The sequence below is a fragment of the Paenibacillus sp. J31TS4 genome, from assembly GCF_018403265.1.
Classification (GTDB): Bacteria; Bacillota; Bacilli; order Paenibacillales; family NBRC-103111; genus J31TS4.
The window spans coordinates 177849-189597 of record NZ_BOSI01000003.1; the positions used below are offsets into that span (position 1 = coordinate 177849).

Annotated in this window: 8 protein-coding genes; 2 read left to right on the forward strand and 6 right to left on the reverse strand. The window is 48.2% G+C overall.

Translation table 11 applies throughout. From position 1 onward, the window contains the following. Window positions 1-17: 17 nt before the first annotated feature. Genes KJS47_RS15735 through KJS47_RS15745 form a run of 3 tightly spaced genes read right to left on the reverse strand, consistent with a single transcriptional unit; the run spans window position 18 to window position 3511 of the window. The gene (locus tag KJS47_RS15735) at window positions 18-1517 is read right to left on the reverse strand and encodes a class I SAM-dependent methyltransferase (RefSeq protein WP_213526019.1); all 1500 of its coding nucleotides are present in this window, start codon (window positions 1515-1517) and stop codon (window positions 18-20) included. Further along, the gene (locus tag KJS47_RS15740) at window positions 1507-2736 is read right to left on the reverse strand and encodes an ABC transporter ATP-binding protein (RefSeq protein WP_213526020.1); all 1230 of its coding nucleotides are present in this window, start codon (window positions 2734-2736) and stop codon (window positions 1507-1509) included. The genes KJS47_RS15735 and KJS47_RS15740 overlap by 11 nt, the downstream gene beginning before the upstream one ends. After that, window positions 2726-3511 (reverse strand): ABC transporter permease, encoded by a 786-nt coding sequence (locus KJS47_RS15745; protein ID WP_213526021.1) that lies wholly within the window; start codon window positions 3509-3511, stop codon window positions 2726-2728. Before KJS47_RS15745 ends, KJS47_RS15740 begins: the two co-directional genes overlap by 11 nt. Before the next feature lie 161 nt (window positions 3512-3672). Here KJS47_RS15745 and KJS47_RS15750 point away from each other — a divergent pair, with 161 nt between their 5' ends. Continuing rightward, a complete protein-coding gene (locus KJS47_RS15750; protein WP_213526022.1) occupies window positions 3673-6150 on the forward strand; it encodes an O-antigen ligase family protein in 2478 nt (825 codons plus the stop codon). Window positions 6151-6276: 126 nt separating this feature from the next. Further along, window positions 6277-7881 carry an S-layer homology domain-containing protein gene (locus tag KJS47_RS15755; RefSeq protein WP_213526023.1) on the forward strand — a complete coding sequence of 535 codons (1605 nt, stop codon included), beginning with the start codon at window positions 6277-6279 and terminating at the stop codon, window positions 7879-7881. Between the two features lie 151 nt (window positions 7882-8032). On the opposite strand, the gene KJS47_RS15760 is transcribed toward KJS47_RS15755, so the two are convergent. Genes KJS47_RS15760 through KJS47_RS15770 form a run of 3 tightly spaced genes read right to left on the reverse strand, consistent with a single transcriptional unit; the run spans window position 8033 to window position 11725 of the window. After that, window positions 8033-9079 (reverse strand): copper amine oxidase N-terminal domain-containing protein, encoded by a 1047-nt coding sequence (locus KJS47_RS15760; RefSeq protein WP_213526024.1) that lies wholly within the window; start codon window positions 9077-9079, stop codon window positions 8033-8035. A 52-nt stretch (window positions 9080-9131) separates the two neighbouring features. Further along, entirely contained in the window at window positions 9132-9851 is a 720-nt protein-coding gene (locus tag KJS47_RS15765) for a hypothetical protein (protein ID WP_213526025.1), read from the reverse strand. Between the two features lie 53 nt (window positions 9852-9904). Further along, the gene (locus KJS47_RS15770) at window positions 9905-11725 is read right to left on the reverse strand and encodes a polysaccharide biosynthesis protein (protein ID WP_213526026.1); all 1821 of its coding nucleotides are present in this window, start codon (window positions 11723-11725) and stop codon (window positions 9905-9907) included. Window positions 11726-11749: the final 24 nt, after the last annotated feature.

An 11749-nucleotide genomic window follows, 5' to 3' on the forward strand; every position in this document is an offset into this window, starting at 1 on the left:
TCTCCACTCTGAATAGTTCATTTAAATTTGTTCGATAGCCATCTTAGGAAATAGGTATATTTCCAGGACCTTGTTTGTTTCATTTTTGATATCTCATTACTTAATGTATCTATTCCTGTCTCAAGTGTGTGAATTTTTTTAGTATACAAATCTATATCCTTGATTAATTTTTCTTCATTTTGCAAGCTTACATCCAGTTTAATCTGTTTAATTTCATTTTTCTTATTCAATTCCTCAATTTTGTTCGACAAGTCTTTGGCTACTAGCTTTATTTTTTTGAGTTCCTCTTGTAACGATAAATTGCTGTCCTTCCATTGCTTCATCTCACAAAAAAGCTTTTTCACAGTCTCACTAATGAGGTTAAATACTTTTGATTGATTCTTTTGGAATAGACATGTAATAACGATTTTCTTTTCCGATTTTCCGTCTAAATAATAGTTGTTAATAATAATCTGCGGATCTAACCCAGTACTAAAAAATGAATATCTGTCATTATTGCTGCTAATTCTTATTATGTCATTTAAACCTATTAAACCATTGAAATTATTTGCCGTTGACCATTCAGCCAGTACCTTCGGATATTCATCTCCTTCGGTTATACATATGGAATCAATTTCCCCGTATAAGGGGATAATTGCCGGATCTATTCTTAAATATCCTTTTGCCTCTTTAGGCAACATTAATTCATATGTATTTGAATTCCCATCTATAATTAAAGTCTTCTTTACCGAGTTTTCTTCTCTATATTGTTTGTCTTCTCCCCAAAATACTTGGAGATATTCTTCATCCATATAAAATTTTGCTTCACCATTCTTCTCAATAAAAGTACCAACTTCTTTTTCAACCTCATTCGCCTTCATTGATACAGTTATGAATTGATATACATTACCCTCCTCTCTATTATTTAAATAATTGTAAATCTCCTTAGGAAGTGATTCGATATCTTGTTTAAATTCTGTGTTTTCCGGTCTAAGCATTGTTGTATACCATTTAATTGGAGCCAACCCTGCATTAATTAACAATTCACGTATATTCTTTTTACCAAAGAATCTTAAGTGGGTATTATCAAGAAGTCCCGTATGCTGATAGTTAAATTCTCCTTTTATAATTTCCATAATGATCGCATTATGAGTAATATTCGGTATAGATGTTACAACAACCCCCTTACTTTCTAGTAATTGGGCAGATTCCTTTAATACCTTCCAAGGATTTTTTAAATGTTCGAGAACATCCGCAAAAATTATATAATCAAACTTCTTTTCATTGAGTTCATTAACCCAATTCATTTCATCTACGTCACCAACTATCATCTGATTACAGTATTCCTTTGTTAACATCGCAGACTTCGGATCTATTTCTATGCAAGTGACATCGCAATTTAACTGTTGTTTCATGTACCGCGTCATGTAGCCTGTTGACGGACCAAATTCCAGCACCTTTGAATTAGGTTGGATCTCTTTAAGTATTATTGTCTGTGAATTTATGACAGACAGATCTAGGTTAATATTATATTTCATTCGTTACGGCACCTCTATTCGTACAGGTCCATTTATGTTTAAGGTATGCTACACCTTCTGCAATATAGTCAGATGAACTTATCCTAAAGGACGCGATACGCGCCTTGTAATCTAACCTTACTAAACCAGAACTCTCAAAGAAACCAACATCTATAAAATATGTACCAGGGAGAAGGTTACAATCATCATAAGATATGCTCAATGTGTATTTACCTGGGTGATTGGGGAGAGGGTACGCATCCAGTTTCGTATTTAAGCCACAAATACTTATGTTTTCATTATTAAAAATAGCCACTCCTCCGACAATACCTTCCATTTTCTTGTGAAGAGTGTAATCCACCATAATTAATATATCTTCTCTCATCCGAAAGTTGTCTCTATAGCTAAGATCAGCATTTACAGTAGATACAGAATCTATAGTCAATACTTGTTCATCAGGCACATTTACCGGTTGTTCGAACGTTGTTACTATGTCCTTTTCACTCTTCATATAGTCTTCATATAAACGCGTTACTTGATTCACTTCTCCTCTTAAATGCACTTCTCCATCCATCATCCATATGACTTGGTCGCAGAAATTCCTTATTGAATAAGTATCGTGGCTTACAAACAAAATTGTCTTGCCTTGTTCTTTAAATTCCTTCATTCTATTAATACATTTTAATTGAAACTGCATATCCCCCACGGCAAGTGCTTCGTCTACGATAAGAATATCGGGATCGACATTAATTGCACAAGCAAAGGCCAACCTAACATACATGCCTGAGGAGTAAACTTTTACTGGTTGGTCGATAAACATCCCTATGTCGGCAAATTCTTCAATCTGGCCCATTCTATCTTCTATTTCTCTTTTAGATAGCCCCATAATCGCTCCGTTCATATAGACGTTCTCTCTCCCAGTGAACTCTGGATTAAATCCGCTCCCAAGTTCCAGCAAAGCAGCTATCCTTCCATTAATGTTGACATTTCCCTCTGTCGCTTCCAAAGTGTTTGTAATTATTTGAAGAACTGTACTTTTTCCGGAACCATTTCTTCCGATTATGCCAATTGTTTCGCCTTTCTTCACTTTAAAAGACACATCTTTCAAAGCCCAAAATTCTTGATAATATTTTCTTTTCGGAAAAACACCCTGTTTTAACCTATCTTGTGGTCTATTATAAATTTTATAACACTTACTCACATTTTCTATTGATATTGAAAATTCATTATTATAAGACATCTGCGAAACCCCTCCGCGTTTTTTCAAAGCATTTGTATCCGATAAATGAAAATAAAAGTCCCAGGCAAGTACCGATTGCAATCCATTGATAATTCGGTAGGTTTCCCCAAATTAGTATTTGCCTCGTATCTTCAACCACATAGCTAATAGGATTAATCTTGTAAAAAAATTGGAATTCATTGGGGATGGATGAGACTGGGTAAAAAATAGGACTTAGAAACATCAATGCGCTGGTCAACACTCCTACTACATGTCCAATATCTCTTAAGTAAACACCAAGTGAAGACAAAATCCACGATAGACCTAGCACGAAAAGAATTAATGGTAACAACACAAGTGGAAAAAGCAAAGCTGTCCAGTGTAATCCAAACCCGAAGATTAACAATCCTATGATTAAAATGGCTACACTAATCAACATATTAATAATCGTAGAAAGAACCACTGAGACTGGGAGTATATGTAGTGGGAAAACAACTTTTTTTACATAATTAACATTCCCAACGACTAAGCCTGGGGAGCGATTAGCTACTTCTGAAAATAGATTATAAACTATCATTCCGCTGAAAATAATCAATGCGAATTCTATTTTATTCGTACTTCCAGAGTTCCATCTTGCATTAAATACTACACTGAAAACGAAGGTGTAAATGGTCAGCATTAGAAAAGGAATTATCACTGACCATAGTACACCTAAGTATGAACCTTTATATCTAGTTGCTATGTCTCTGAACGCAAGTTGTTTTATTAGTTCGCTATGCTTCCAAATATTCCTCATTAAAGTATTTCCCCTTGTAAGTAAAGACTTTGTTAAATATCTATTTTATGAATCCTTTTCCCTACCCAATAGTCACGTTCAATCAACCTCTTCGTTTCCCTCCTCCCTCTAACTATGATAGAATATGGTCGATTCTGTCAAATGAGGGAGTATGGTTAATTATGAACAAAGCACCGAAGGGGCAGTACGCTCGGGATAGAGCCAAGCAGGCCCCTCAAGCTTCGCATTCCGTTCTATTCTGGCTAATCATCGGCATCACCGGCGTTTTTCTTTGCTGGGCCCCATTTCAGCGAGCCCTCTTTAACGGTTATAGCAATTCGTTCGATCGCCCACTTTTTAGTTCCTTGATCTGGGCCTCCATCCTGCTCCTGCTCTTATCCTTTTACCTATTCTACCACTATAAGTTTCGGGAGAAACGGGATGTCTTTCCGTTCCTGATCTGGCTCATTCCCTTGAGCTACTTGCTCTCCTTGACCCAGGCGGCTTCTACATACTCGGCAACCAATATGGTCTTTTTTTATGTCATGTTCGCTACTCTCTTTCTGATCGGCTTCTACCTGACACAGGACCAGAGAGGGAACCGAATCCTCCAACAGATTGTCCTGATCAGCGGATACGGCATCGTTCTGTTCGGCCTGCTGTACTGGCTGGGCAACACGTCGGCCGCCAATTTTATGGCCAGCCTCTTTACCGATCTGAATGGGGAACCCGTCTATAAGCATGCGATTATGTCCGACTCCAACGGCCTGCGGCTGACCTCGGTGTTCCAGTATGCCAACACCTATTCCGCATTCCTGCTTGTTCTGTTGTTCGGTTCGCTCTTCTTTATCCAGCGCTCCCGGACATGGTACGGCAAAGCCTTGCATGCCAGTATGCTCGTGCCTATTCTGCTGTCGTTCTTCCTTACGCTCTCCCGCGGAGGACTGGTGGTCCTTCCCGTGGTGCTGCTTCTGCTTCTCTTCTTCTATTCGTTGAAGCGACAAATTACGACACTGATTCATCTGGTGCTCGGATCTGCTGCGACGCTGGCTATTCTAAGCAAGCTCACCTCTTATGGCGCGGAGCTCCAAAAGCAAGCCGACTCTGCCTTGTCCGCCAAAGGCTGGGGCTTGCTGCTGGCAGCTTCCCTGACTACAGCTGCCCTGGTGACGGTGACGGAGCGGTATATTGCTCCTTGGCTGCAGAACAAGCTCGAACCCCGGATTCGCAGCCGGTTTGCTTCCGCCATCTTACCGGTTGCGGCAATCCTGGTCGGTACGATAGGCGTATTCCTTCTGTTTGGGGATACTTTTCTCTCCAAGCTGCTTCCCGACAATGTCCGTACCCGGATTGAGAATATTAACTTCCAGCAGCATAGCGTCCTGGAACGCGTCACCTTCTATAAGGACTCCTTCAAGCTATTCGAGGACTATCCGGTTCTCGGCGCGGGTGGAGGCGCGTGGGCAGCTCTCTACGAGAAATACCAGAACAACCCATACACTAGCCGGCAGGCACACAATTACTTCTTGCAAAATTTAAACGAAGTCGGGCTGATAGGCTTCCTCCTGCTCTTTGGCTTCCTGATTCTGCTCCTCATCGGCTATATTCGCCAGTATATCAGGGGTGACGAGGAGGAGAGAGATTCCCGGTTTTTCTATTTCCTGCTCGTCGTCACCCTACTCATTCACAGTACGATTGACTTTAACTTAAGCTATGCCTATCTGTCGATCCTGCTCTTCCTGTCTCTGGGAGGATTGGCATCGGCTATTACGCCGGAGCTGAAGTGGAAAGCGGCCGCTGCTCCGAAAACCCAGTCTCTGCTGAAGTGGGGCTATCCGGGTGTTCTCAGCATTCTCGGCTTGGTCTTCCTTATTTTCTCGATTCGCTTGCTTTCCGGAAACACTTTGTATAATGTCGCCGTGGCAGAAGCCCAGCAGGGCAAGCCGTATCAAAGCGTGCTTGAAACGGCCGATCAGGCCATCGCCAAGCAGGCGCACCCGGATTACTTGCTGCTGAAGCACAATGTTCTGAATCAGGTCTACCAGCAGCTTAAGGACGAAACGCTCCGGAACGAGGCAAACGCCGTAATGGCCGAACTTAAAGAGCGGGAGCCTTACAACAAGGACGTCTTCTACGCCGAGCTAAATGATTTTCTGCAAACCCGCAACCTTTCGGGTGCTTCAAGCGTCCTTACTAAAGGGATAGAAAATTATCCCTGGAGCATTGAACTTTATGAAAAGCAGATTCAAGTTCTATTTGAGCTGGGTAATACTGCTAGGATGGAAAAAAATGCCCAGGCTGCCACTGCCTATTGGAAGCAGGCCGAGGAACTCTATCAAACGGTCGTAACCAAACAGCAGGAGCTTCTTGATCTGCCGGAAGGGCAGCTGCAAGGACGCGACTTTCAGGTAACGAACGCGATGACGCTGGCTATGGGGCAAATCTCCTTCCTGAAGGGTGACTACGCCAGTGCCTCAAGCACCCTGGCCTCTAAGCTTAACGACAATCTAGACGATCCGACGAATCTGCAAATTGCCAGATGGTATTTGGCTTCCATCCAGAAGCAAGGCAAATCGGATCAGGCATGGCTGAGCAAATTAACGGCTAAGAGCAGCACGGAGCCTGCCGAAGTGCAAAAAATCGTTGCCCTCGGTTCCTGAATTCTTACAAATATACAAACACCTACCATTTTTCAACGAGACTTGCTATAATTTGTATGGTTTTCTATTAAAGGTGCTATTTTTGTTCTATCACATCCGGCATGGAAAGGAGGTGAAATTGACAAAATGAACCAAGACCATCAAAAACAAAAGAATAGAGGGAGAGATTTAGCCTTGAACAAGACATTTTTCAAAAAAATGTCCGGTATTCTGGCTGCCATGATGATCATCGCTATGCTGACACCAGTCATAGCGCTCGGCTCTGGCCTGGCTGGCCTGAAGCTCGATACTGACGGCAAGTCCGTTACGGGACAAGTTTACTTTGACGGTGACGTAGGCAAAGATGTTTACGGCACTGGCAAGCCGGTTTCCCTGGACGTCTACTATGACGGCAAAAAGGTATCCGCCTTAAGTGCTACATATGCCACTTACCTGAACGACAAGTATTACTACAATGTATCCAAAGTACTCGATAGCACTTATAGCTGGATCGAACTGCGTTACCAAGACACGGTCCTCGGCTCTGTCTACAGAGCGGATACCCCGGGTGGCCCTGGTGGAAGCGGTGGCGGTGGTGGTATCTCCACCGACATTATCGACTCCAACGGCAAGGCTGACGCTACAAAGCTCGCCGACCTGCTGAAGTCGAACGTTAACGCTCAGCTCAAGATCGTCAGCGACTTCGTTCTTCTGCCGGCTTCCGCGCTGCTGAATGGCGAAACGCTGAAGGTGTACAACGACGACGCCTCCTTCACGCTTCCTCTGAAAGCTCTCAAGCTGGAAGAGCTTGCGAAATCCATGGGCGTCGAGCTCAAGGATCTGTGGATCCGCGTTGAGCTGAAGAAAGTAACCGGCGACGGTCTGGTTGCTCTGCAGGATGCTGCGAAAGCACAAGGCAAGACCCTGCGTTCGAACGCTATCAACTTCAAATTATCGGCAGAAGCCAACGGCCAAACGACAGCCATCACTTCGTTCGGTACTTCTTATGCACAGCGCACCATCACCCTGAGCGACGGCACGACCATCACTCCGGCTACTACGACGGGCGCTCTGTATGACGAGTCCAACAAGTCGTTCTCCTTCGTTCCGTCGACATTCGATGCGAAAGAAGTGACGATGCAAAGCACGGGTGCCAGCATCTATGTAGCAGTGGAATCGTCGGTCTCCTTCACGGACATCGCCAACCACTGGGGCAAGTCCTACATCCAACTGCTTGCTAGCAAGCTGGTTGTCGATGGCTACGAAGATGGAACCTTCGGTCCGGAGCGTAACGTAACGCGTGCGGAATTTGCCGCCCTGCTGACTCGCGCTCTTGGCCTGAAAGCTGCGGTATCCGACACCACTTACTTCACTGACGTAACGGCCGGTCAATGGTATGCGGGCATCGTCTCCGCGGCAGCCCAAACCGGTATCGTAGACGGTTACGAGGACGGCACGTTCCGTCCGAACGCCCCCATTGCGCGTGAAGAGCTGGCTGCCATGGTCGTTCGCGCTCTGGACTTTGCAGGCAAGGAAGTGACTGTCTCCGCAGGGGAAGTTCAATCCTACCTGGCTAAGTTCACAGACGCCGGCGCCATCGTATGGGGCCAAAAAGAACTGGCTGCTGCCGTGAAGTCCGGACTGGTTGACGGCGTAACGGACACGACGCTGGTGCCTCGCGCCAACGCAACTCGTGCTCAAGCGTCCGCTCTGCTGGCTCGCTTCCTGGGTAACGCCGGGTTCATCAACTAAGGTTGACCAAAAGCCTGTATCCTTCGGGATACAGGCTTTTTTGATTTGTGCTTGAGTGGGTCTGGGAAGCACCTCAAGGTGGTCTTTACGAAGAAAAGCCTCCCGATGGGAGGCTTTGTTTAGAATACCCGATCGTTCAAATGCTGGATGTTTATTGGGACAAGGAACTCAGAACCTGCTGCATTTGCTGCGATTTGATCTGCTCGTAGCCCGCCTTTATCTCTTCGACGACCGAAGGGTCATAGCCGCTGGAAAGGAGCTTGCCTTCCAGTTCGCTGCAGAGGCTGGCCACTTGGCTATCATAGGACGAAAGCATGGCTTGCCCTTGCGCCATGAGGCCGAGCTTTTCTTTGCCGCTGTCCGCACTCTGGAATTGGCTCAAGAGCGAGTGAAACTCCGCTTCCGCTCGTCCCTGCAGAGCCTGGAGATTCGCTTGAGTCTGGCCAACTAGGCTATCATAGGAAGGCTTGCTGCCCTCGCCGGCGGAAGAAGAACCTCCACCGCTTGAGCCTCCCCCTGCCGGTCCGGATGAAGCACCCGGATTGCTCGGTGTCGGAGTCGGGGACGGAGCCGTTTGGGAATCGCCTGGCTTGGTGCCTCCCGGTTGGGTCTCGACAGGCTTGGTTTCGTCCTTCGGCAGCTGTGCCGACGTGGCGCGAATGGCGAAAGTCTCCTGGTCCCAGGCAATGGTCATCCCAAGCAGCTCGGAGAGAAACCGAATCGGAACATACAGGGTGTCGTTGTAGAGGAAGCCCAGCTTCTTTCCAACACCCGTTTTGTCTACTCCGTCCACTACGTATTGAATGGGCTCCCAGTAGACCTGCAGCGCGGTAGGGACCATGTCCCAAGCCGGTGCCGGCTTAGTCCCGTTTACCAGCCGGTTCACGAGATACTCCTCGATTTGCTTCTTTTCCAGCACCGTCGGCGCTTTCAGTGTAACGGTATACGTCTCTTGATCCCAGCCAACCGCCTTGTTCAAAGCATAGGCCGCAAACCGGAGAGGCACATAGGTCGTTCCCTCGTAAATCATGCCCTCTTGTCCAGCTTCCGGCTGCAGCTTCTTTCCGTCAAAGTTGTATTGAAGCGGAGCATAATAGACATCCACGCCAACGCTCGTTTGGTTGGCGGAAGCCGGGAGCGCCGAGCCGCATAGGAGCAGCACGCCCAACAGAAGCAGCACAAACTTATTTCTTTTCATGGATCCCTCTTCACCCTTCCATCTGGTTCGTCCAACTTGCCGGTTATCAATCCTACTGGATTCCCATTTGCTTTTTGCTGTCCTGATAGCTTTTGCCCTGGCTTAATCCTAGCTTGGCGGCAATCTGGATCAGCTGATCGTATTCGTCTTCGGTCAGCTTTTGAAGGATGATCTTCTTGGCCGCCTTCTTCTCTTCCAGCGACAGCCCATCGCCCGCCAGCTGCATGAACAGCTTCATATCCTCCGAGCTTAACCGCTTCAAGAAGACGGACGTGATCATCGTCTTCTCCTTCAAACTAATCTGCTCCTGCGCCTTGGCCGCCTTATCCGTCGAGACGGTTCCGTCATAACCGCTCGAAGAAGAGCCGGGTGGAGACGAAGGGGCTGACGAGCCAGGAGTAGGAGACGCGGGAGAAGCGGAGCCCGGAACGCCGGATGAGCTTCCACTGCCCGCCTCAGCCTTTTGCTGGCCCACTTCCGCCGGCTGCCCCGAAGGAGAACCCGCTCCCCCCGCAGCATTCCCTTTTGGTGTCGGCTGGCCCCCTGCTTCGATGCCTGGCTGCCCTCCTACCCCTGCTTCGGCTCCCTTGCCCGCCACCTTGCCCGTGGGAGAGGCGGTTGTCGACGGCAGAGCTGGCATATCGCCCGCCACTGCCTTCAGTACCTGCTTCACCGCAAGATCCATGGCCAGATATCCGGCCAGCAGAAGGACCACCAAGGCGATCCCGATTCCCAAGACGAGCTTCTTCGGAAACCCTTTACGTTTGCGCATATTGATTTCAGCCTCTCTACCTTTTTTCCTCATAATGACTGGACAACGGGTGACTAGGACACATTTTGGTAGGTGGGAACAATGTGCTTCACGGCCTCACGGAGAAGCCCGGCATCAGCGGTTAGCGCCTTTTCAAGCGTCTTGATGGCAAAATCCACTTCTGCCTTCGGAATGCCTGACGGCTTGCCGACAAAGATCCGGTTATGCCTGGTCGACGTTAGCCCTTCCTCCTGCGTAAGCAGCTCCTCATACAACTTTTCGCCGGGGCGAATGCCGGAAAACGCGATTTCGATGTCTTCGCCTGGCTTCAGTCCGGATAACCGGATCAGCTCTTCCGCAAGCGTCAGAATTTTAACGGGTTCCCCCATGTCGAGAATGAAGATCTCCCCGCCCTTGGCAAAGGAGCCCGCCTGCAGCACAAGCTGCACGGCCTCCGGAATGGTCATGAAGTAGCGGATCATCTCCGGATGGGTAACGGTAACCGGGCCGCCCTGCTCAATTTGCTGCTTAAAAAACGGGATGACGCTTCCCCGGCTCCCCAGCACATTTCCGAACCGGACGGCGACATACTTGGTCTCGCTGACTCGGTCCAGAGATTGGATCACCTGCTCGGCAATCCGCTTGGTCGCCCCCATGATGCTCGTCGGATTCACCGCTTTGTCCGAGGAAATCAGCACGAACCGCTCGGCGCCCCAGCGATCTGCGCATTCGGCGACATTCCGGGTTCCGAAGACGTTGTTCTTGATTGCCTCCGACGGATTGCTCTCCATCAAAGGGACATGCTTATGGGCAGCCGCATGAAAGACGACCTGCGGCCGATGAAGTGAGAAGACCTCCTCCATCCGCTTCCGGTCCTGAATATCGGCGATGACGCTATGCAGGCGAAGCTCGGGATAGAGCCGTTTGAGCTCTCCCTCAATGGAAAAAATACTGTTCTCACCATGGCCTACCAGTACCAGGCAATCGGGGCGGAAGCGTCCCAGTTGTCGACACAGCTCTGAGCCAATGGAACCGCCGGCACCGGTAACCAGCACCCGCTTCCTATGTACGTAATCCATGATCCCCTCGAGATCGACCTGTACCGGCTCCCGGCCCAGCAGGTCCTCTACGCGTACGTCCCGAATCGCCTTCATCGACAGCTTCCCTTGGATGAGATCGTCGAGATCGGGAATGATCTTCACCTTGGCGGAGGTCTGCCGGCATATCGCTATAAGCTCCGAAACCACCTTCTTGGATACGGAGGGCATCGCGATAATAATATCCTCGATGCCATGCTCAACCACCGCCTGATGGATGGCCTCTCTCCCCCCAAGCACAGGCACGCCGTAGATTTGCTGGCGCTGCTTGTTCCGATCGTCATCAATGAACGCTACAGGATAATACGTGCTGGCCACATTCTGCTTCATTTCCTTCACGATCAGCGTCCCGCAATCCCCCGCCCCGATAACGAGAGACGGCCGACCGGCCTGTTCTCGCTTCATACCTGAGTGCCGGTAGATTCTCCACAAGAAACGAAGGCCCCCCATCAGCAGCAGGGAGGTTTCATAAGAACGAAGGAAGACGGATAAAGGAACTGCTTTCTGCGTCAGCAGAAGAGTCAGGCAATAAGCGGCCAGCATAGCGAACGTAACCGCCTTGAAAAGCGCCAGCAGTTCTCCTACGCTAGCGTATTGCCAGACGCGGCGGTACAGCTTCCAGCCGATCATGGCGGCCGTACAGCCCAGAGAACCGACGATACCGAACAGCAGCAGCTGGCTTTGGTAATATGCCGGAACCGTCCCGTTGAATTTTAATAAATAAGAGGTGAGGATACTCAACCACACCAAGACTATATCCACGCCGACAAGAAGCAAAACCTTCGTGCGGACCGTCATACTGTTAAGCCTCCAACCCGAGCT